This window comes from Ectobacillus sp. OTK, from assembly GCF_059698935.1.
Genome location: NZ_AP048547.1, coordinates 4,597,118 through 4,617,161, shown reverse-complemented (window position 1 = coordinate 4,617,161; position 20,044 = coordinate 4,597,118). Strand labels below are relative to the sequence as shown.

Here is a 20,044-nt window from a genome sequence, read left to right as displayed (position 1 = left end):
ATGTCACTCTCCTTGTGTTTCCACTTCATATAGATAAATGCGCCAAGGTGTTTCTGGATGTTCAAAGGATCGCTTGAAGCGAAGGGCGTTTGCAGCTGCGTTTTGAATTGGAACAGCTGAGAAAATGTAGCGTCCCCCTAATGAGGAAAATGCTGCTGTGTTTAACTGTAGATGACGAATTTTTTTCTTGGATGTTTTTCGGTAGTCATACCATTTTCCAAGTTCGGCAGAGAATAGATAGCAGCGGCCGCCCCAAGTGTCGAAATAGCGTTTCAAATGTTTATTTTTTTCTAGTTCGGCTGCGATGATTTTTCGAAATTGACGTTTATAGGACAACGGATAAAAGTTGTTGTATGTATCTAATGTGTAAAAGCCATTATATTGCGCAATAGCGGGGTGAAGCCCAATCGTCGCAACGCGGTAGCTCTGCTTTGGTTCCCCAATATAATCCGCGATATTCTCAAATAGCGAGACTGCGTAGAATTCCTTAAAGGAAGGAGCATGTACGCGTCTGTAATACCACTCCTCGTTACAGTAAAATAAGATGAGACATTGTGCGATAACAGCCAGTTTTACAACTGTCCTCCATCTTTTCCCAATCCGCCAAAGAAATGCGAGGGAAAGGGCAAAGAGTACATATAGCACAAGCGGCCGCAAAAAGTGGAACCGCGCAAAATTGAAGGTATTCAATACTGCGAAACGTTCCTTGAGAGGCTGCCAACCAGTATAAAACCAAAAGGCATACCAAACTGACAAACAAACATTAAGAGTAAACCAACCTAAAAAGCTGCGCTTCAGCATGCTTTGTTTCTGCCGCAAAATTAGGATGAGTGTAAACAGCTGAAGCGGAAGAAGAACAAAGGTATGAATGGTTAGTACGTGGCCATGTCCAATTACGAAATTCTTTCCTGCCAGCCGAACGCATCTCCAAAATGGAAGAACAGACGAGATAAAATCATTTCGGCTTGTCGGCTCCTGCGGAAACAAAAGAGAGTAGACAAATCGATAATCAATAGCCAAATACAAGCCTGTCATCATAACGATACTCGCCCCAAATACAAGATTGAGGCGGCGAGTCCGCAGGATATCAACCAGCCACAGTATTCCCATTGCAGTTAGAAAAAAGAAAAAGCCTAACACGAAGCTTGAATACAGCGGCAGCAGAAGGATAACAAGCCAGTGCTTCCAAGAGGCCGTGTGACGGCGAATATGCAAAAATGCCCACAGAGCAAGAGGGTGCCCAAGCGTACTTAACATGCCGGACGGCCAAAAAGGAGTTAAGGCAAAGGTTAAGGCAACTCCCGCAGAAATCCAATTCGTGTCTCTTTGTGGAATAATGTGATCATTAAGCAGATAATACATTCCAAAAAAAGCAACAAAGCGGACAATCGTTTGGCTAACTGCATAAGCAAGCATAGAAGGAAGCAGCGTATGAAGCCAGACGAGAAGACTAAATTCTGTTCCAAATGTGTTGCGAGGCAATCCATTGATAACCTGAGGAATCGTTGCGTCGATTGCCCCAAACAGCTGTCCACTCTCCTTTAGTACCTTATACCAAGCGATATTGGAATCTAAATTATCGTGCATACGAATATGTGCATCTTCCCCCAGTACGTATAGAGGAAGGAGAAAAAGAGCAATTATCGCGCATGCTAGTAAAACAGCACGATACTCTCGAAATTTCAGCAGCATGTTTCATCACCCAAGTTATAGGATAAGCAAACAATGGAAAATCATTCATTATTTTACAAATACCTTTTTTGAGGTGCGGTTTATATTATAAGGATAAGTTATTATGATTTAGTGGATTATAAAAGGTTCATGGAAGGATAAATCTCTTGTATGAAGAGTTTATTTAAATAGAATGCTATATACACAATGCTGTCATGTAGGCTTAGTCGATAACATCTAGATAACTTCCAGTGAACTTACAAGGTAGTTAGTGGGAATCTAAGATTATATCTATTGTTTTTTTAAATAAACGCATATAATTAGATATAGAAGAAATTGAATATAAAAGTATTGTAAAACATGTCTGCCTGAGTTAGATGAAGTATTTGAATTCATCCTGTTTTCAGAAAAAGAAGATATATTTTTTTGTAAAAAAGCTATTTTTTTATTCTATATTCTTATAGAATAATATAGTAGAAGTTTGTTTATATTAATATTTAGATTGATTGTTTTTTGGTGGGAGGAAACAGCAAATGGATATCGCAACGTTGGTAGGAATCGTGTTAGCTATTGTTGCAGTAGTCGTGGGAATGATTTTTAAAGGTGCCGATGTAAGTGCATTAGCAAACCCGGCAGCTTTAATGATTATTTTCGTCGGAACGGCAGGAGCAGTTAGTATCGCGGTACAAGGAAGTCATCTAAAGAAATTGCCGAAGCTGTTCAAAATTATTTTTACAACGAAAAAGAAGGATTTATCTTATCAGGATATTTTAGAATTGTTTGTTCGTTGGGCAACAGAAAGCAGAAAGCATGGTATTCTCTCTCTTGAGGCGCAACTAAAGGAAGTAGAGGATGATTTTATTTTAAGAGGCATGCGCTTTGTAATCGATGGGATAACAGCCGAGGATTTAAAGGACATTATGGAGGCTGAAATTGAGGCGATTGAAGAGCGTCATGCAAAAGGGGCAAGTATCTTTACGCAAGCCGGCACATATGCTCCGACTCTGGGGGTATTAGGCGCTGTAATTGGCCTTGTTGCCGCTTTAGGAGATTTGTCTGACATGGACAAGCTTGGCCACGCAATTTCAGGCGCGTTTATTGCTACGATTTTCGGTATTTTCAGCGGTTATGTACTATGGCATCCTTTTGCGAACAAGCTAAAACAAAAGTCTGCCGATGAATTAGATAAGAAACGCTTGATTTTACAGTGTTTGCTGATGCTGCAGGCGGGGGTATACCCATTCTTAATTAGAAATAGAGTGCTTGGAGCTTTATCCGAAACAGAACGCAAAAAGTTAGAGCAAACAGCGGGAGCGAAGGACAATGGCTAAGAAGAAAAAGCATGAGGAACATATTGATGAAACATGGCTGATTCCATATGCGGACATGCTGACGCTCTTGCTTGCGCTATTTATTGTATTGTTTGCGATGAGCAGCGTAGATGCCGAGAAGTTTAAGCAAATGGCGATTGCTTTTAATGAAGAGCTTAAGGGCGGGACTGGTAAGAAGGAGTTTTTGAGCGAGGAGAAGGCGAAAACCGAGGAAAACTTGACGGAGGCGCAGAAAACAGAAGAGCAGCTAAAGCAAGAGCAGGAAGCATTGAAAAAGAAGAAGGAAATGGAAGAGCTTAAGCAGCTTCAGGAGCAAATTGAGCAAGCGATTAGTCAAAATAATTTAAAGCTATCGCTAAAAACAACGCTTACTGATCGAGGCCTCATGGTTACAATTGTTGATAATGCATTATTTGATTCTGGGAAAGCAGATGTAAAGCCGGGAGCCGGCCAATTGGCAAAGGAGATTGCCAAGCTCTTGAAGGCAGCTATGCCTCGTGAGGTTATGATTTCCGGTCATACAGATAATGTTCCGATCTCCAATTCCAAATATCCATCCAACTGGGACTTAAGCTCTCAGCGTGCCTTGAATTTCATGAAGGTATTGTTAGACAGTGACGCAAGCCTGCAGCGTGATAAATTCAGCGCGATTGGATATGGGGAGTATCGTCCAGTAGCAAAGAACGATACGGATGGAGAAAGAGCAAAAAACAGACGTGTAGAGGTATTGATTTTGCCTTTAACATCAACGGAAGCTGTAGCGCAGCACTAAGGATAGAGGATGGCAGCCGCCCTTCTCTATTTTTAGTATAAGAAAGCATCGTGTTTATCGGCTTGCCCCCGTTTCTAGAATCTCCTCTAGCACAAAAGGAAAAACACCTTGTGCGCAGGAGAACATATGGAGAAAGCTTCGATGAATAAACTTCGCCTGAACCGCGCGTTTTATGCGCGGTTTGTTCTTTCAGAGGAGAAAATCGGCTGATGTGTAACAAGCTCATCCTTTGAAAAGAAATAGGATGAGCTTCTTTGCGTTCTTATTGATTTTGATTGTTTCGGTGCTGTGATTGATTTTGCTTATTTGGAGACATCATATCGGTTAACTGGATACCGCCATTTCTCATCATACGAGATGCAGCTACGCCAATTCCAATCCCAATCCCGACAGCTGTTAAAGCAGAAATGGTTCCGATTCCGTTTCGTCGAAACATCGTAACCCCTCCTATCGTATAGAGTGTTTGCTTGAAGCCTTTATAATGTGTGATATACGCGCGGAAAACATAAGTACAAATCATTGCCAATTGAAAGGCTTATCTTTATTTCTTGCATGTACAGCCTACATTTTTTTGATGTCATATCCTTTTCTTTCTAGCTTAATATCCTTCCCTGCCACATTCTCCATAACTCCATCAACAGTTCCTTCTGTGTACGTATCGCTTACCTGCTCGTGTGTAACCGCAAACGATTGAGACAAGCTATCACTTTTGGTGTAATCCTCAGGGGTATACTGTCTGTCTGAAATGCTGCTGCTTTGCTTCTGTAAAGCATCGTTTTGTTTGTTGGTCATTTGTATCAGCTCCTTTCTGCCATAGTGTCACCGTTTCCGTACTGAATTATAAAATTTTGTCTTTTTGTTATGAAGTTTGTTGGAATAGTGCCTCTTTTGTAAAACATTACTGTGAGGAAGCTAGATAAAAATATGCATACATAAAAAACGGCAGGGGTGGAAAACCCTTGCCGTTTCTGTTTTTTTAGAAACTTTCCTGCCAGTAATGTCGCCTTATGTTAACTTGGTGTGAATATGGTATACAGGATTTTTGTTCAACTATTCTGATAGTTTAAAGTAGACATCCGAAAAAGGAGTTTAAATGCTCCTTTTTTCTATGATGATCTACACTATTTTCGTCAAATTTTCCATTTGACATGGTATGCGTTTCATAATCTACACTCATAACAAATAACAGAAAGCGAGGAGAAAATCTTATGTTTGCATTAAGTATACTTTGCTTTGTTATTTATTTGTCAGCTTACTTTTGTTTAAAGGCATCTGGACAACCGATGGAAGTGAGATCGATCCAATCTCTTGATGATTATTTCATTCAATTTAATGAAGAGAACTCAAATAAAAAATAACCTTCACCTCTCAGTAAATTTGAAGGGTATTCCTGAGAACACTAAAACAAACTCTTGAAGAGTTACAAGCAGTATCCAGATAATCGACAGGTGATCATCTTAGAGTTTTTGATGATGATTACCGTGTTTTTTGAAAAGGTGAGCATATGACAAATATTAAAGATTTGGCAAAGATGGCCAGAGTATCCGTCACAACCGTTTCTCGTGTATTAAATAATCATCCATATGTCAGTGAAGAAAAGAGGAATGCTGTTTTAGAGGCTATCAAGGTCAGCAATTATCATAAAAATATAAATGCTGTTCATTTAAGTAAGGGAAAAACGCAGTTGATGGGTGTAGTTCTCCCTTTCTCGGATCATCCTTATTTTGCTCTATTATTAAAGGGGATAGCAAAGCAAGCATTGGAAAATAACTATAAGTTGGTCTTATTTCAAACCGATTACATGGAGAGTAGGGAAATGGAAGCTTTACAGATGTTAAAACAAAAACAGATTGATTCATTAATTATTTGTTCGAGAACCTGTGATTTGTCCACGATTGAAGAGCATGTGCCATTTGGATCAATTGTATTATGTGAAAACATCAAAGAAGGAAACGTAGCATCCACTTTTGTAAACCACTACAAGATCTTTTTTGAAGCATTAGAATATTTGTATCATAAAGGTCATAAAAAAATTGGTTATTGTATTGGCAGGAAGTCAGGAACAAATAGTCAAGATCGGGAGCGTGCATATAGAGATTTTATTGAAAAATATAATTTACCGTATAAGCCTGACTATATTATTGACGGGTGCCTGTATTTTGAGGACGGTGAAAAAGTCATAAAACAAATAAATGAAATGGATGCACCGCCATCAGCATTGTTAGTCACAAGTGATCAAGTCGCAGCTGGAATTGTTACCTGTTGTCAAAATCAGAACATATCAATACCAGATGAACTTGCAATAATCGGTTTTGATAATCAACCAATAGCTAAAATGATGAATATTACAACAATAGAAATTCCTCTTGAGGATATGGGAAAGAACCTTTTTCTTCAAGCTGTAAATGGTGATTCATCAAATAAGGAAATCCCTGTTGAACTAATTGAGAGAGGAACGGTTTGAACGTGTGCATCTGTCGCTATTTATGGGTATGATGAATTGTAATTAGAAAGAATTAAAATGATTTAAGTTATATGAGTGTCTAGGCTGAATGCTAATATAGCTAATTCCAAGTGCTATAAATGAGCTTAAATTAAATATACATCGAAAGTTGGAACACAAATGATGAAACGAAGCGTTATCTTTTTTGATATAGATGGAACCCTGCTTACCCATGATAAAGAGTTGCCCTCTTCAACAAAAGAAGCAATTTTTAAATTAAAGGAACATGGACATGAAGTAGCCATTGCAACAGGACGAGCCCCTTTTATGTTTGATGATTTACGAACAGAGTTGGATATTCATACTTTTGTTAGTTATAACGGTCAATACGTCGTGTTAAATGGTGAAGTGTTATATACAAACCCATTAAATATCCCATCCCTTGAAAAGTTAACAGAAGCAGCTCTTCATAACAATCATCCTGTTGTCTTTATGGACCATGAAGATATGAAAGCGAATGTTCCAGAGCATACCTACATTAAGGAAAGCATTGATACATTGAAAATTAGCCGTTTTCCTGCGCATGACCCACATTATTACAAGGGACGCGAACTGTATCAAACTCTCCTTTTTTGTCCGGAAGGAGAAGAAAAACAATACGAACAGAAATTTCAGGACTTTGACTTTGTGAGATGGCATCCTGTTTCAGTCGATGTTCTCCCAAAGGGAGGGTCAAAAGCCAAAGGGATTGAAAAGATAGTTCAAAAACTAGGATTTCCACAAGAACGTCAATATGCCTTTGGAGATGGGCTGAATGATATAGAAATGCTCCTAACTGTAAAAAATAGTGTGGCAATGGGGAATGCAGAAGAAAAGGTTAAGGCGGTTGCAAAACATGTTACGAAATCGGTTGAAGATAACGGAATTTTTCATGGTCTTCAAATGTTGGGCCTGTTATAACTTTTAAAGTATAATTTTTACAAAAGTTAAAGGTAATTGGTATAGTTATCATTACAATTCTAGCTATCCGTATTTAACTAATGGATGTTAAAATAAACCAAATACTTTTCTTCTAAGAACGCTAATTATATGAACACAAAAGCCCTTCAAATCGCTTAACTGAAGGGCTTTTGGCAGTCCCATACATACATTGAATCTCGGTAATGTGACAGAAGACTAAGGTGATTAATAATATAGACTAAAAAACATACCTAGGGATCATAAAAGAGCTGATGCTTATTAATTCGGCTTTTTGAACCATTACTTATTAAAGTGATGAAATTAAATTTAAAGAGTAACTTATAAAGAAAAATGTGTATAGAATTTGAAGATATTATACTTCCTGCCCCGTTGGAATGACGGGTTTATTCTATGCTTTTACCATAAAATAAACTATTTATTCATTTCTTTTTAAAGTAACGGACGCTTTAGTTGAATAAGATATCTAGAAAACGGGACAAGAGCCAGCCTCTCGTATACGGGCTTCAATGAATTTTTTTCGTAACCGCTTTAGAAAACTCCTTCTTTTCATGCACGTTGCAAGCACCCTTTTCATACAATGCTATGACTAAATAGATACCCATCCCAAAACATGTGGAGCGCTGTTTAAGCAAGGAGGGTTACAGCACTTGAAGGAAAAAGACTTTGCATCTAAACCATTACTTACGAAGCGGGAACGAGAAGTATTCGAGTTACTCGTTCAAGATAAGACGACAAAAGAGATTGCGGGAGAATTGTTTATCAGTGAGAAAACAGTTCGTAATCATATCTCAAACGCTATGCAAAAGCTTGGAGTGAAGGGGCGCTCGCAGGCAGTAGTAGAGCTTCTCCGTATGGGAGAGTTGGAATTATAGGAATCAGCCGGCTTTCTTCCCGCCGCAGGAAGGCCGGTTTTCTTTGCACTTTAAGAAAGTATAAATTTCCCGCTCGAAGCAAATTCGACGCAGTAGGAAGTTTTAGGAACAAAGTGTAAGTGCAACTACGCCTCTGTCTTCGCCAATCGGTGAGTTTTCTTTATACATAAAGCCTTGCAATTTTATTTGAAAAAGTGGAAAATAGACAATGGTTTGCCAGAGGAGAGATTACGCCTGCTGACAACAGTATACAGACAGAAAATGGGGCGATTTTTTGAACAGAGCAATCGGTGTTATCGATTCCGGTGTCGGCGGGCTAACGGTAGCGAGAGAAATCATCCGTCAGCTGCCGAAGGAGCGCATCATTTATTTAGGAGATACGGCAAGATGTCCGTACGGTCCGCGTCCGCGCGAGGAGGTACGGAGGTTTACTTGGGAATTGACCAACTATCTGTTGGCATATGATATTAAGATGCTTGTTATCGCATGTAATACAGCAACATCTGTTGTGTTAGAGGAAATGCAGGCAGAGCTGCCGATTCCGGTTATCGGCGTGATTCATCCAGGGGCGCGTACGGCGCTGAAGGTGACAGAGAATCACCATGTCGGTGTCATCGGTACAGTCGGGACAATTGCGAGTGGGGCGTATGAACATGCGCTTCGCGCGATTCACAATCGGGTTACGGTAGAAAGCCTTGCGTGCCCGCCGTTCGTTCCTTTAGTGGAAAATGGAATGTTTGGGGAGGATGAGGCGTTAGAAGTTGTTGAATGTACGCTTGCGCCGTTAAAGAGGACGAATATTGATACATTAATTCTCGGGTGTACACATTATCCGATCCTTGGGCCCGTGATTCAACGAGTCATGGGAAATGACGTTCAGTTAATTAGCTCTGGGGATGAAACTGCACGTGAGGTAAGCACAATTTTGTATCACAGCGGTTTATTACATCAAGAGGATAGGCACGGTGAGCATTTATTTTTAACAACTGGTCCAACAGATAAATTTAAAGAAATCGCCTCTAGCTGGTTCGGGCAACCGATTGAAAATGTCCAGCATATTTCTTTATAAGGAGGCATTGTCCACGTAAGAAAGGCTCCCCGATCACGGGAGCCTTTCTTTTTGGGTTGTCTAGCTTCATCGGTATGCTCACTGTGAGGAAAAGAACTCCGACCAATGTGGCAAAAAGCGTCTCATCGTTCGAAGAACCGTCCCCCTTCACGAGCAAAGCGGGCCGATTTCGTTTTTCTTATATGGACAAGAAATTTCAGCGCTTCTGGTCTAAACGAAAAAAGGGCTCGTATACATATAGTACAAACCGTATGAGGAGGGGAATGGCATGCGAAAATGGATTGTGTGCACCATTGTATGCACTGCTGTACTGGCAGGCTGTGGGATAGGTGGAAACAAAACAGCAACGGAGCAAATCGACCCGCCAAAGGAAGTGACATATAAGGATCAAGAAGGAGCAAGCACAAAAACGGAGCCAACGGCTAAACAGGGAGAAAAGACCCAAGCGGTCAATCGAGAGCTGTATTTAGTGGATAAAAACGGCTATGTTGTTCCGCAAACATTGGCAATTCCTACTCCGCAGGATAATGCCGTTATCAAACAAGCGCTGCAATATTTAGTGAAGGAAGGTCCAGTCACGGGCATGCTGCCGAACGGATTTGAGGCAGTGCTTCCGGCTGATACAGAAATTAACGGCGTAGATGTAAAAGACGGTGTGGCAATAGCTGATTTCTCTGAGGAATTTAAAAACTATAAAAAAGAAGAGGAACGCCGTATTGTAGAAGCCGTTACGTGGACACTGACACAGTTTAAAGAAGTGAAGCAGGTGAAGTTCCGCATAAACGGAAAGGATCTCACGATGATGCCGGTGAATAAAACGCCAATTGGCAATGGTGTGAGCCGCGCAGATGGCATCAACTTTGATGATGAACAAGTAGCGGACGTTACAAATACAAAGCCAGTGACGCTTTACTTCCTAGCGCAAACAAATAAGCAAACGTATTATTACGTTCCTGTTACACGCCGCATTGCAAACAGTGAGAAGAACGAATTAGCAGCAGTTGTTAAGGAGCTGGTCAAAGGGCCATCTCCGCAGTCTAAGCTCTCAAGTGATTTGAATCATGACGTAAAGCTGCTGGATGAACCAAAGTACGAAAACGGAGAAGTCACGTTGAATTTTAATGAAAATATTTATGGCAGCCCGGATAAAAATATTATTTCGACATATGTACTAAATTCCCTTGTTCTATCTTTAACCGAGCAAAAAGGCATTAACAGTGTATCTATTGAGGTAAATGGCAAGCCTGATATTGTAAACGAGCAAGGTCAGAAGCTGACAAAGCCGGTGACACGACCACAAAATGTCAATACGGGTAGTTTTTAAGGAATAGAATTTGATATACTTGTGAGGATGGAGGAGAGAGAGGCTCTCCTTCTTCTTTTTTCATATATAAGTGCAGATAGGCTATACTACAGGTAGAATGGCAAGGAGGTTTTTTTATGAGAGCGGACGGACGTCAAAAGGATGAGTTGCGCCCTATACATATGCAAACACACTACATAAAGCATGCTGAGGGATCTGTTCTTATTGAAGTCGGAGATACGAAGGTAATTTGTACGGCAAGTGTTGAGGATCGTGTACCGCCTTTTATGAGAGGAAAAGGGAAGGGTTGGATTACAGCGGAATATGCGATGCTGCCTCGCGCGACGGAGCAGCGCACAATTCGGGAATCCAGCAAAGGAAAGGTATCAGGACGCACAATGGAAATTCAACGCTTGATCGGCCGTGCGCTTCGCGCTGTTGTTGACTTGGACATGCTTGGGGAGAAGACGGTATGGATTGATTGTGATGTTATCCAAGCGGACGGCGGCACAAGAACAGCTTCGATTACAGGAGCATTCGTCGCGATGGTGCTGGCATTTCAAAAACTTGTTGAGATTGGAAAGCTTCCAGACGTTCCTGTTAAGGATTATTTAGCGGCAACCTCTGTTGGAATGGTAGAGGATGCAGAGGTTGTGCTTGATTTAAATTATGTTGAGGATTCCAAGGCGCAGGTCGATATGAACGTTGTGATGACCGGTAAAGGACAGTTCGTGGAATTGCAAGGAACGGGCGAGGAAGCGACATTCAGCAGAGAAGAACTGCAGCAGCTTTTGGAAACGGCAGAATTGGGTATCCTGAAGCTGATTGAGATGCAAAAAGAAGCGTTAGGTGAAATTGCGCAAAAAATTGGATAAAGGCTGGGGTGAGTATGAAGCAGGTAGTCATAGCAACAAAAAATACAGGTAAGGTTCGTGAATTCGAACGATTATTTGAGAAATTTGATTTAGAGGTGAAATCTCTCTATGATTACGCGCATGTTAAAGAGGTAGAGGAGACAGGCGATACGTTTGAAGAGAATGCAATTATTAAAGCAGAAAGCTTGAGCAAGCAGCTTGAGCAAATTGTAATTGCTGACGACTCTGGACTCATCGTTGACGCTTTAAATGGTAAGCCGGGTGTTCGCTCTGCGCGTTATGCGGGCGAGGAGAAGTCTGACGAGGCAAACATGCAGAAGGTGCTGCAAGGAATGAAAAATGTCCCGGAAGAGAAGCGGACAGCTCGTTTTTATTGTGCGCTCGCCGTTGCGTTTCCAGAGGAAGACAAAAAAACAGTGGTTGTAAATGGAACGTGTGAAGGGAAAATCCTAGAGCAAAAGCGTGGAGATAAGGGCTTCGGCTACGATCCTATTTTTTATGTAGAAGAATTTAAACGATCGATGGCAGAATTGTCTCCCGAAGAAAAAAATAAAATAAGCCACCGCGGCCGTGCACTTCGCAAGCTTGAACAAAAAATTCCAGAGTGGTTTCTAGAGGAGAAGTCTGACGATTTTGATGGTTTGTAATGGGGGAGAATGATGAAGGCTTTAATTGTAAGTGACAGTCATGGTTTAACTGGGGAGTTGGAAGAGCTGAAGCGAAAGTACGAGAATCAAGTAGATGTCATGATTCATTGCGGCGATTCTGAGCTTTCGCCGCAGCAGAACGAGCTGCAAGGTTATCAGGTCGTAAACGGTAACTGTGATTTCGGCAGTTCGTATCCAAATGAAATTATACAGGACGTACGAGGCATTCGCTTGTTTGTCACACACGGTCATTTATATAATGTGAAGTTTACAATGCAAAACCTGCTGTACCGGGCAAAAGAAGCCGGGGCACATGTTGCATGCTTCGGGCACTCGCATATTATGGGAGCAGAGGTTGTAGACGGCGTTCTTCTCATCAATCCAGGAAGCATTTTGCTGCCGCGCCTGCGCAAGGAGAAAACATACGCGATTTTGGAAGTGAAAGGTCATGACGCTTCTGTGACATTTTATGATTTAAGTGGAAGTATTGCCGCGCAGCATGCTTTTCAGCTAAGTTAGAGAAAAAATCTCTAACTTAGCTGAAAAAGTGTTGACTTTCGCTATGGATGCGAATATAATAAAAAATGTCGATAGGACGACGTTGCTTAATTATCAAGTGCGGGTGTAGTTTAATGGTAGAACTTCAGCCTTCCAAGCTGATAGCGTGGGTTCGATTCCCATCACCCGCTCCAATATGTCTAGTATGTCCCAGTAGCTCAGCAGGATAGAGCAACGGCCTTCTAAGCCGTCGGTCGGGAGTTCGAATCTCTCCTGGGACGCTTTCATAAGAAAACGCTAGTTGTACGTTAGGGTTAACGATAATCCCATACGTAATGACTAGCGTTTTTTTGTACGTCGGAAACCGCTAAAATTCACGTGTGAACGCGTGATCGTTACGCTCTCTTTCGTTGGATTATTTACCAGTTGAGAGGGGGCGTTTTTGGTTTTATGCGAAAGTTTACCAGGGGGGAGGAAGCGAGTAGTTCAGCGTGCACCTGTCTCGGAATTATTAACGTTTGATGAGGCGCTAGATCTATTCATTAAAGCGAAAGAGCCGGAAGGTATGCATCCTCACGTTATGATGCCGTTAAATAAAGAGCAATTAACATGTACCTCCTATCGCTCCAAAAATAAGTACGGAGCATTACCCGACGTATCAGCATCGGATCTTCTTCGCATCGAATATACGATATGCAATATCGAAGGTATCACCTCCCCACGTTTAACCCTCCGTAATTTTAACCATTTACACAAGTTCGATTTACGTTTAATCCGTCGATATATGTACGATGTCCTTTACGTTTATGTAACGCACTTTTCCTTTAACGTCAACTATGCGAAGCTGATTCCGTTGTGTATCGTAGTAATGCACATGCCCGCTAACGTGCGCTATATATCCATTTCGCCAGAAGTCGACGTACAGCAGGTCGTTATTCTCCAATGCATCGTCTACAATCGCCTCGAATTGTTCTAGCCCTGGGTCATCCATTTGTGGTTGATTGACCTTCGTTTGTGCGGGGAGCGAACCATCTAGCATGGCCATCTGCTCCGATATAAACGTTGCTGGTCGCCATTCCTTCATTACGATAACCGCCTTTCAGAATCGAACCTATGTTCTAATTTTACCGCTATACACAAGCAATATGCAAGCAGATGTTAATTGATAAATTCCGAATTTCCCGCGTTTCCGCCGTTAAAACTTGTACTTTCTTTCCGATTCTGCTAGCCGAAGGGTCGCGGCGGACGCGTGCCTTCAAAAAAACAGGGGGTTCAGCACTTCCGTTTCGCAAGGTTTTGGCGATAGCAGCGGGCGCAAATGCCCGTCGTTACATGGGGGCAGAAGACTATAAATAAAGGCATGAGAAAAGATGTAGTGCTAACAGAGTTTACATCAAAGAGGAAAGGAAGCATTCGCTTTTTTACGTGCGTGTTTATTGGAATTGTGCAGAGCCAATGAAATTGTAAGATGCAGTGTATAGAGGAGCAAGTGAACATTCATATAAGCATATTGTAATGTTGTAGGTGTATTTTACTTTAACAATTGGGAGAGATGATTGTATGCAAAAATGGAAAGCTGTAATATTTGTTTCATTTCTTCTGTTATCATCCTTGCTTTTTACGGGGTGCTTTAGTAATAATGCTTCTAATGAAAAAGCTAATCCCAATTCTGAACAACCGAAACCAACACCTTCACAACAGCCTAATCCGAGACCAGATGCAGAGCCAGCTCCGACTCCAACTCCAGAACCAGAACCAGGACCGCCGCAATATGTAGTGCCAGCGCCAATCCCATTATCATTTCTCGAACCTAATGCTCTTCCTGATGAAATGATGGAGCAATTTTTACTTAACTTTAATGCATATTCGACTCAAATTGGATATGAGCTTCAGCAAGTTGGGGATATAGAACATCTTGAAGACGGTACTAGATTCAGAGCTGTCTTCCCAAATGGCATGCCATTTACAATTGCATTTCATGCTAAAACAAACGACATTATGGAAGTCGTGATTGGGTTGGATGACCAATCGCCAGCAGCAAAAGATAGTGATGAATTTTATCAAACTGTTGGTATCTTTTTAAATTGGTGGCTTGGATTGAGTGGAGGTACAGATACCTCTGAGCTTCTGGAGCATCTCGGCTACGGAGGAAATATATTGACTCAAGATTATGAAGTTTTTGGGAATGGATATAGGTACTATGTACACTATGATCCAACTACAAAGACATTTATGTTTTCACTCAATAAGCAATATTGAGGAAAATTTAGTTGAATAAAATTTTAAAAGCCGATTCCCAAACTTGGAAAATCGGCTTTTTTGATTTTGCTAAACAAATAGTATGATAACTTATTAGTACTGACGCTCATTTTCCGATGCCAGATAAGCCTGTGATTCTTTGTATAGCAGTTCCCACTGTTCATATAAACTTTTAGCTATCTGGAACTCAACAAAATCCGCTCTTAAATCTCCCTGTAATTTTTCTTTTAATTCGCAGCATAACTCTTCCCATTCATCTACAGTTTTTAAATCAAAGAGTCTTGAAAACCTCGGTTTCATATTTTCCCAATGACAATATATATGATTACACCATTCTAACAAGTATTCAGCGTATTGTTTTTGCTTTTGTTCTTCCATTTCCATACATCTCCCTGCGAATGAAATATTAAAGACCACTTTAAATTATTTCAAGCTAAAGCTTTAGTGCATGTATACTCCATAAAAAGGCCTTATTCTCATTTTCGAACTTATCTTTCCTAAGTAAGTTCAAAAAGAGATGATCCTAAATTTCCTTCATCAAAAGCAATATCCCCAACCTCCTAAGAGAAGCATTGCTTTTCATGGAGGGAACCTACTTTCGAGAGCTCCAGTTAGCTAAAGAAGAAAATTGACACCACTTTTTAACAGGCTTAATAAGCATCTATTGCCCACGGTCTTTTTTACCCAACTCCTGCTTATCAAATACTCTATTTATAGTGGTTTAAAATATTCATTTTATTAATTATAATAAAGATGTGTAAATAATTACTAAAAATATGCAGAGGGGTATCTCATTTGAAGGGGAAAATTATTTGGACAACATTCTGGATCTTGATCGCGGGTGCTGTTTGTTGGAGTGTTTACACGGTCACACCGTATGTTTTAGGGGAAAAGAATGTTGAAGCAACGAAAGAAGAAGCACCCGTCAAAAAAAAGCCTGAAGAAAGCCCGCAAACGACGGAAGCAGACGAAGAAATTGAATCGTTGGACAGTGAAAATGCTTCGGGATTCATTTCTTGGTATCACCGTAAAATGAATGAATTTACGGGTTGGAACAATATCAATAATCCAAGATGGGATGACATACATTCCGCAGCAAAATCTATTGTTTCTGAGATTGACGCAATGGGATATAAAGAGAATGCCGATTTGGTAAAGGATTTCGAAGCAATTCGCAATTTGGCGAAAGAGCTTGAAACGAATGAAGACAAAGGCGACCTTCGAACACTTCACCGATATTTTCACGATCTTGATGTTGTAATGAATGACGGTAACGGCGAAGGTAAGTATTATGGGGTGACGGCTTGGGGCGAAGCGAATAAACAAGGATAGAACGGCAAAAGTCGTTCTTTTTTCATATCTTCTCGTGAAACGAAACATCTGTCTGTTGGGTTTGTATCGCAGCCAATAAGTTGTCCTTCCATGCAGCTGTTTCTTTGGTTGCTCAAAAGATATCTGAGTTAAATATAAAAACACCACATCTAGAGTGGTGTTTCACTAAAGGTAAGAAAATGGTTGACAATTAATGTTCTATTAGGCTGGATACAGAAACACTTTGTTTATTATTTGGGTTGTCAAGGGAATGGATTGTAGCTGTTCCTTTTTGCTCATCTACATGTTCAATGTAGACGCGTTCCCCATTACAGGTTACATTAGCCATAATTGGTGAAGCAGAAATTTCTTGCGCTCGTTGTGCATTCATTATAGCCACCTCCTTTTGATTTACAACAGTTATAATATTTGTTCCAAATTGCTTAGATATACTTATTGTTGGAGTAATTCCAATTTTAATTGCGATAACGGCCTAAGCTTAGAAAGTGACCATTGTCCTGAGAAGAAGAAAAAGATTTATATATCCCAGTAGCTCAGCAGGATAGAGCAACGGCCTTCTAAGCCGTCGGTCGGGAGTTCGAATCTCTCCTGGGACGCTTCATAAGAAAGGCGTTGATTACGCGGTCTAGGATCGTTAAATCAACGCCTTTTTTATTTTCATTAACATGAAATCTATTACCCATATTTCTGGTTTAACAACGCCTCATATTCGTAAGTACATTACGCTATGGTCTTCTTTTTTACATTGGCATTATGTAACAGTATTTAATTACAGTCTTGCTTAATAATACAACAGTACCAATAAAACGATATTGAAAGGGGCGTTTTCTATGGAGGACTTGGAATTTTATAAAAGAATTCCTGCGAAAGTATGCCGCGGCTGCGGTTGGAAGATCGAAGAGCAACATGAATCATATTTACACGAGTGCGAACATTGCAAAGAACTAATTAACAAAGAATGAGACTAAGCCCTTACGTTTAACTACGTAGGGGCGATTATTTACTCACTTTCAATTGTTAATAACTTTTTTTCCAGACGACATACCCATTTATAATACCTTAACAAGATAAGAAGAAGTATAGGGTCAACAATTGCTGAGTACTGCAATCCCCACCAGCTATAATGAAAATATCCCCATGGTGCAGGAAGTAATGTGATTACTTCATAAATCAAGATGCCTATTGTCCAAGCCGCAATATACATAACCTGTTTCCATATTTTTAATTTAAATGGATACCAATTCAGAAACATCATATTAACTGGTGGAACTAATATGGTATGTGGAAGAAGTCCTGTCCAATCGACTTTTTTAGTAAAATACCAATAACCGTGATACTTGAAGTCGATATATAAATCAAAGATACTTTGGAATGCAATTGTAAATATCCAAATGTGAGCAATTTGATTTGCTGTTAATCGCGTATTTGTTTTAAAGGCAATAAGGTTAAATAATATGATTACAACAAAAAAGTCCTATCATAAATTTTTCCTTTTTAATATTATAGTACCCATTGTATATAACAACGATACCATTTATACGATAGTTGAAGAACAATTGCCTTTTCGGCCTTATGTCATTTTGGTTAATTCAGGTCGGAATACCTGATTTATAGTCGGAGAGAAATTTTTCCTATTTTGTGGAATTTTTTTATTTATGGAATATAATAAGTAGTAAGTGATAAGTAGTAAGTGGTAAGTAATTGTCGTTCATAAATCCCAATTTAAAAGGAGGTAAATATAATGTTAAAGGATTTAACCATTCCTCAAGAATTTGTATTGTTAGCTTTAGACAAGGAAACGAATAAACTAAAGTCTGTTTTTCGCCAACATATCGGGCTCTTAGCCGTCATGGCTGGTATTGTTGAGTTATCATTAAAAGGGAAAGTAAAATTTACAGATGACGATACAGTAATAATCGCGGATTCTACTCCAACAGGAGAAAAGTCACTTGATCGTCTATTAGAACTGATGACTTTAGAAAAACCGAAAAAAATCAAAAAATGGGTATCTTACTTCTATAACCACATATTTAAACAACGAGAAATCTATAAATTGGTTATAGAGAGCCTTGTGGAAAAAGAAATTCTCCAAGTTGAAAATACAGAAATCCTATTTTTTGTACAGAAGAAAAAATATGTGGATTTAACCAACACTCGTAATTACATTGTTGAGAAAATCCGGGCTGAATTATTAGAAGAAGGAAAAGTAGAGGAGCATACAATAGGTTTAGTCCTATTTTTAAATGTGAAGAAAATGCTAAACGATTATTTCTCAGAGTTTGAGCGCAAGGCGTTGAAACAAAAAATTGAACAACTTCGTAAAGAAGAAATCTTTGAAACCATTAATGCCATCGATAAAGCAATTAAGAATATTGATGCCTCACTTGCTGCAATTGCAGCATCAGCAACATAAAAGGTGAATAGAAATGGGCAGACAGCGGAGTTTAGAGAAAATTGAGAACTCAGAATACGTAAGCATAAGTGAATTGGTTCAACTTTCAGGTGTTCGATATAGTACCATTAAATTTTATGCCGAGGAGGGACTGGTTCCCTTTAAACAGGAAGATACCAGGTTAACACGAAGATTTCCTCGTGTCATAGCGCTTAAACGATTAGCAGAGATAAAAGAAATGAAAGAGAATCAAGGGCTGACAATAAAAGAAATTAAAGAGAAATTATTGGAGAATAAACCGTTGAATAACTCATAATGTTGAAGGAGCTGATCCAAAAGTCCTTAAATAATGAAAATTAATGGTAGTATGTGAAATAGACCATCATCGAAACCCTTGATTTTACGGGGGGGTCAATGGGGGTCTATTTTTCCATTTCAGCTCAAAAAGGAACATTACTACCCTTTTGGGTTAGCCCCTTTTTTTGTTGTCTATCTTATACAAACCTGCCTGTTAGCTAACCATGAAAAAAACACAAAGTGTCGATAGAAATCACACATTGTGTTTTTCTTTTTACTATGTTAAATGCTGTTAACACGGTTCTTTCTTAATTTCCAAATTACATTTGCCACAGCAACTATCCAAAGTGCTGCAAGTACTAAATAGGTAGAAACGCTTACTGTATATGATACATCTAATGCTCCTAATAAAGTCCGGATGTTAGTTATGATAATAATTCCGCCAACCAGGGTGCCTAATAGATTAGTCGGTATTATCTTGACTAACCAAGCAGCAATTGGAGCTGCAATAAGTCCGCCTATCATTAATGCAATTACCCATTGGATGTTAATTTGAGACCATCCTAATGTTAACAGAAATCCTAAAGTAGAAGCTACAGCTATTGCAAATTCGCTTGTATCTACTGAACCGATTACTTTTCTTGGTTCCATTTTGTTGCTAGTTATTAGTACAGGTGTTGCAATTGGCCCCCAGCCTCCGCCTCCAGTAGCATCAAGGAAACCGGCAATAAACCCCAGCGGCAGCAATTGTTTTTTTGACACTGTCTTTTTTGAAATTTGTTGTGAAGTATTAAAATTAAAGAGGAAACGGTAGATTACGAAGAATCCCAATAGTAATAGAAAAACAGAAACATATGGTTTCACTATATCACCAGGAATACTACCTAAGAAACATGCGCCTATAAAAGCACCAATAGAACCAGGTATGATTAATTTATAAACAACTTGTTTATCTACGTTGCCAAACCGGATGTGCGATACTCCTGATGCAGCAGTAGTTACTACCTCCGCCATGTGGACAGAGGCTGATGCCACAGCTGGCGCTATCCCAAACATAAGCAGCAGAGAGGATGAAGTAACTCCATATGCCATGCCTAAAGATCCATCTACCAGCTGTGCTGCTAAACCTATCAAGGCTAGAATTATTAACCTTCTCAAAAGAACCACTCCTTTTTTAAAAATTCCCGAATAGACTAGATATAAAGCATAAATGTATAAGTGAAAAACGGTTTCGTAATTGTTGACTAATCTAATCAAGTTTCTCATCATACAATATGGAATTTCATATTAGTGGGTTCTCTC

Annotated in this window: 23 protein-coding genes and 3 tRNA genes; 19 read left to right on the top strand and 7 right to left on the bottom strand. The window is 39.7% G+C overall.

Annotation, left to right across the window (positions count from 1 at the left end; translation table 11 throughout):
• Positions 1–3 precede the first annotated feature (3 nt).
• Positions 4–1,692, bottom strand: coding sequence for a DUF6044 family protein (locus AC6HZ4_RS22890; protein WP_497492120.1), 1,689 nt, complete (start codon positions 1,690–1,692; stop codon positions 4–6).
• Positions 1,693–2,204: 512 nt separating this feature from the next.
• Between AC6HZ4_RS22890 and motA the strand changes: the two genes are divergently transcribed.
• Together motA and motB are read left to right on the top strand one after the other, a co-directional pair.
• Positions 2,205–3,002 (top strand): flagellar motor stator protein MotA, encoded by a 798-nt coding sequence (gene motA / locus AC6HZ4_RS22885; protein ID WP_497492119.1) that lies wholly within the window; start codon positions 2,205–2,207, stop codon positions 3,000–3,002.
• Complete coding sequence (gene motB / locus AC6HZ4_RS22880; RefSeq protein WP_497492118.1) at positions 2,995–3,774, top strand: flagellar motor protein MotB; 780 nt, start codon at positions 2,995–2,997, stop codon at positions 3,772–3,774. The genes motA and motB overlap by 8 nt, the downstream gene beginning before the upstream one ends.
• A gap of 262 nt (positions 3,775–4,036) precedes the next feature.
• On the opposite strand, the gene AC6HZ4_RS22875 is transcribed toward motB, so the two are convergent.
• Complete coding sequence (locus tag AC6HZ4_RS22875; protein WP_497492117.1) at positions 4,037–4,210, bottom strand: hypothetical protein; 174 nt, start codon at positions 4,208–4,210, stop codon at positions 4,037–4,039.
• A gap of 125 nt (positions 4,211–4,335) precedes the next feature.
• Positions 4,336–4,566 carry a YozQ family protein gene (locus AC6HZ4_RS22870; RefSeq protein ID WP_497492116.1) on the bottom strand — a complete coding sequence of 77 codons (231 nt, stop codon included), beginning with the start codon at positions 4,564–4,566 and terminating at the stop codon, positions 4,336–4,338.
• 416 nt (positions 4,567–4,982) lie between these two features.
• On the opposite strand from AC6HZ4_RS22870, the gene AC6HZ4_RS22865 reads away from it, so the two are divergent.
• The 11 genes from AC6HZ4_RS22865 (at position 4,983) to AC6HZ4_RS22815 (ending at position 12,743) form a co-directional block, all read left to right on the top strand.
• Complete coding sequence (locus tag AC6HZ4_RS22865; RefSeq protein WP_497492115.1) at positions 4,983–5,132, top strand: hypothetical protein; 150 nt, start codon at positions 4,983–4,985, stop codon at positions 5,130–5,132.
• A 146-nt stretch (positions 5,133–5,278) separates the two neighbouring features.
• Positions 5,279–6,238, top strand: coding sequence for a LacI family DNA-binding transcriptional regulator (locus AC6HZ4_RS22860; protein WP_497492114.1), 960 nt, complete (start codon positions 5,279–5,281; stop codon positions 6,236–6,238).
• A 159-nt stretch (positions 6,239–6,397) separates the two neighbouring features.
• Positions 6,398–7,177: a Cof-type HAD-IIB family hydrolase gene (locus AC6HZ4_RS22855; RefSeq protein WP_497492113.1), complete on the top strand. Its 780-nt coding sequence runs from the start codon at positions 6,398–6,400 to the stop codon at positions 7,175–7,177.
• Between the two features lie 668 nt (positions 7,178–7,845).
• The gene (gene gerE, locus AC6HZ4_RS22850; protein ID WP_497492112.1) at positions 7,846–8,070 is read left to right on the top strand and encodes a spore germination transcription factor GerE; all 225 of its coding nucleotides are present in this window, start codon (positions 7,846–7,848) and stop codon (positions 8,068–8,070) included.
• 274 nt (positions 8,071–8,344) lie between these two features.
• Complete coding sequence (gene racE, locus AC6HZ4_RS22845; RefSeq protein WP_497492110.1) at positions 8,345–9,139, top strand: glutamate racemase; 795 nt, start codon at positions 8,345–8,347, stop codon at positions 9,137–9,139.
• Between the two features lie 268 nt (positions 9,140–9,407).
• The gene (locus AC6HZ4_RS22840; RefSeq protein ID WP_497492109.1) at positions 9,408–10,463 is read left to right on the top strand and encodes a GerMN domain-containing protein; all 1,056 of its coding nucleotides are present in this window, start codon (positions 9,408–9,410) and stop codon (positions 10,461–10,463) included.
• Positions 10,464–10,579: 116 nt separating this feature from the next.
• Positions 10,580–11,317 carry a ribonuclease PH gene (gene rph / locus AC6HZ4_RS22835; protein ID WP_497492107.1) on the top strand — a complete coding sequence of 246 codons (738 nt, stop codon included), beginning with the start codon at positions 10,580–10,582 and terminating at the stop codon, positions 11,315–11,317.
• 14 nt (positions 11,318–11,331) lie between these two features.
• Positions 11,332–11,964, top strand: a complete 633-nt coding sequence (locus AC6HZ4_RS22830) for an XTP/dITP diphosphatase (RefSeq protein ID WP_497492106.1) — start codon at positions 11,332–11,334, stop codon at positions 11,962–11,964.
• Positions 11,965–11,976: 12 nt separating this feature from the next.
• Positions 11,977–12,483 carry a metallophosphoesterase gene (locus tag AC6HZ4_RS22825; protein WP_497495813.1) on the top strand — a complete coding sequence of 169 codons (507 nt, stop codon included), beginning with the start codon at positions 11,977–11,979 and terminating at the stop codon, positions 12,481–12,483.
• 99 nt (positions 12,484–12,582) lie between these two features.
• Positions 12,583–12,656: transfer RNA gene (locus AC6HZ4_RS22820), tRNA-Gly, on the top strand.
• A gap of 13 nt (positions 12,657–12,669) precedes the next feature.
• A tRNA-Arg gene (locus AC6HZ4_RS22815) sits at positions 12,670–12,743 on the top strand.
• Positions 12,744–13,231: 488 nt separating this feature from the next.
• Here AC6HZ4_RS22815 and AC6HZ4_RS22810 read toward each other — a convergent pair.
• On the bottom strand, positions 13,232–13,546 hold the full coding sequence (locus AC6HZ4_RS22810; protein ID WP_497492104.1) for a YolD-like family protein: 315 nt from the start codon (positions 13,544–13,546) through the stop codon (positions 13,232–13,234).
• Positions 13,547–14,022: 476 nt separating this feature from the next.
• On the opposite strand from AC6HZ4_RS22810, the gene AC6HZ4_RS22805 reads away from it, so the two are divergent.
• On the top strand, positions 14,023–14,721 hold the full coding sequence (locus AC6HZ4_RS22805) for a hypothetical protein (RefSeq protein WP_497492103.1): 699 nt from the start codon (positions 14,023–14,025) through the stop codon (positions 14,719–14,721).
• A gap of 93 nt (positions 14,722–14,814) precedes the next feature.
• Here AC6HZ4_RS22805 and AC6HZ4_RS22800 read toward each other — a convergent pair whose 3' ends face one another.
• Positions 14,815–15,099, bottom strand: coding sequence for a hypothetical protein (locus tag AC6HZ4_RS22800; RefSeq protein WP_497492102.1), 285 nt, complete (start codon positions 15,097–15,099; stop codon positions 14,815–14,817).
• A 417-nt stretch (positions 15,100–15,516) separates the two neighbouring features.
• Here AC6HZ4_RS22800 and AC6HZ4_RS22795 point away from each other — a divergent pair, with 417 nt between their 5' ends.
• The gene (locus AC6HZ4_RS22795) at positions 15,517–16,053 is read left to right on the top strand and encodes a hypothetical protein (protein WP_497492100.1); all 537 of its coding nucleotides are present in this window, start codon (positions 15,517–15,519) and stop codon (positions 16,051–16,053) included.
• Between the two features lie 190 nt (positions 16,054–16,243).
• On the opposite strand, the gene AC6HZ4_RS22790 is transcribed toward AC6HZ4_RS22795, so the two are convergent.
• Positions 16,244–16,423 (bottom strand): small acid-soluble spore protein H, encoded by a 180-nt coding sequence (locus AC6HZ4_RS22790; protein WP_497492099.1) that lies wholly within the window; start codon positions 16,421–16,423, stop codon positions 16,244–16,246.
• Positions 16,424–16,576: 153 nt separating this feature from the next.
• On the opposite strand from AC6HZ4_RS22790, the gene AC6HZ4_RS22785 reads away from it, so the two are divergent.
• From AC6HZ4_RS22785 to AC6HZ4_RS22770, 4 genes are all read left to right on the top strand, one after another.
• Positions 16,577–16,649: transfer RNA gene (locus AC6HZ4_RS22785), tRNA-Arg, on the top strand.
• Between the two features lie 234 nt (positions 16,650–16,883).
• Positions 16,884–17,015, top strand: a complete 132-nt coding sequence (gene yhfH / locus AC6HZ4_RS22780) for a protein YhfH (protein ID WP_497492097.1) — start codon at positions 16,884–16,886, stop codon at positions 17,013–17,015.
• Positions 17,016–17,794: 779 nt separating this feature from the next.
• Complete coding sequence (locus AC6HZ4_RS22775; protein ID WP_497492096.1) at positions 17,795–18,466, top strand: GOLPH3/VPS74 family protein; 672 nt, start codon at positions 17,795–17,797, stop codon at positions 18,464–18,466.
• Positions 18,467–18,479: 13 nt separating this feature from the next.
• The gene (locus tag AC6HZ4_RS22770) at positions 18,480–18,761 is read left to right on the top strand and encodes a helix-turn-helix domain-containing protein (protein WP_497492095.1); all 282 of its coding nucleotides are present in this window, start codon (positions 18,480–18,482) and stop codon (positions 18,759–18,761) included.
• Positions 18,762–19,024: 263 nt separating this feature from the next.
• On the opposite strand, the gene AC6HZ4_RS22765 is transcribed toward AC6HZ4_RS22770, so the two are convergent.
• Positions 19,025–19,900, bottom strand: a complete 876-nt coding sequence (locus tag AC6HZ4_RS22765; RefSeq protein WP_497492094.1) for a sulfite exporter TauE/SafE family protein — start codon at positions 19,898–19,900, stop codon at positions 19,025–19,027.
• Positions 19,901–20,044: the final 144 nt, after the last annotated feature.

What these genes read in the sequence shown, in the direction of transcription:
- rph (WP_497492107.1), top strand. Translation starts at nt 10,580, where the DNA reads ATGAGAGCGGACGGACGTCAAAAGGATGAGTTGCGCCCTATACATATG.
- AC6HZ4_RS22830 (WP_497492106.1), top strand. Translation starts at nt 11,332, where the DNA reads ATGAAGCAGGTAGTCATAGCAACAAAAAATACAGGTAAGGTTCGTGAA.
- AC6HZ4_RS22860 (WP_497492114.1), top strand. Translation starts at nt 5,279, where the DNA reads ATGACAAATATTAAAGATTTGGCAAAGATGGCCAGAGTATCCGTCACA.
- yhfH (WP_497492097.1), top strand. Translation starts at nt 16,884, where the DNA reads ATGGAGGACTTGGAATTTTATAAAAGAATTCCTGCGAAAGTATGCCGC.
- AC6HZ4_RS22840 (WP_497492109.1), top strand. Translation starts at nt 9,408, where the DNA reads ATGCGAAAATGGATTGTGTGCACCATTGTATGCACTGCTGTACTGGCA.
- motA (WP_497492119.1), top strand. Translation starts at nt 2,205, where the DNA reads ATGGATATCGCAACGTTGGTAGGAATCGTGTTAGCTATTGTTGCAGTA.
- AC6HZ4_RS22775 (WP_497492096.1), top strand. Translation starts at nt 17,795, where the DNA reads ATGTTAAAGGATTTAACCATTCCTCAAGAATTTGTATTGTTAGCTTTA.
- AC6HZ4_RS22865 (WP_497492115.1), top strand. Translation starts at nt 4,983, where the DNA reads ATGTTTGCATTAAGTATACTTTGCTTTGTTATTTATTTGTCAGCTTAC.
- AC6HZ4_RS22890 (WP_497492120.1), bottom strand. Translation starts at nt 1,692, where the DNA reads ATGCTGCTGAAATTTCGAGAGTATCGTGCTGTTTTACTAGCATGCGCG.
- AC6HZ4_RS22810 (WP_497492104.1), bottom strand. Translation starts at nt 13,546, where the DNA reads ATGAAGGAATGGCGACCAGCAACGTTTATATCGGAGCAGATGGCCATG.
- motB (WP_497492118.1), top strand. Translation starts at nt 2,995, where the DNA reads ATGGCTAAGAAGAAAAAGCATGAGGAACATATTGATGAAACATGGCTG.
- AC6HZ4_RS22790 (WP_497492099.1), bottom strand. Translation starts at nt 16,423, where the DNA reads ATGAATGCACAACGAGCGCAAGAAATTTCTGCTTCACCAATTATGGCT.
- AC6HZ4_RS22855 (WP_497492113.1), top strand. Translation starts at nt 6,398, where the DNA reads ATGATGAAACGAAGCGTTATCTTTTTTGATATAGATGGAACCCTGCTT.
- AC6HZ4_RS22800 (WP_497492102.1), bottom strand. Translation starts at nt 15,099, where the DNA reads ATGGAAGAACAAAAGCAAAAACAATACGCTGAATACTTGTTAGAATGG.
- AC6HZ4_RS22770 (WP_497492095.1), top strand. Translation starts at nt 18,480, where the DNA reads ATGGGCAGACAGCGGAGTTTAGAGAAAATTGAGAACTCAGAATACGTA.
- AC6HZ4_RS22870 (WP_497492116.1), bottom strand. Translation starts at nt 4,566, where the DNA reads ATGACCAACAAACAAAACGATGCTTTACAGAAGCAAAGCAGCAGCATT.
- AC6HZ4_RS22825 (WP_497495813.1), top strand. Translation starts at nt 11,977, where the DNA reads ATGAAGGCTTTAATTGTAAGTGACAGTCATGGTTTAACTGGGGAGTTG.
- AC6HZ4_RS22805 (WP_497492103.1), top strand. Translation starts at nt 14,023, where the DNA reads ATGCAAAAATGGAAAGCTGTAATATTTGTTTCATTTCTTCTGTTATCA.
- AC6HZ4_RS22875 (WP_497492117.1), bottom strand. Translation starts at nt 4,210, where the DNA reads ATGTTTCGACGAAACGGAATCGGAACCATTTCTGCTTTAACAGCTGTC.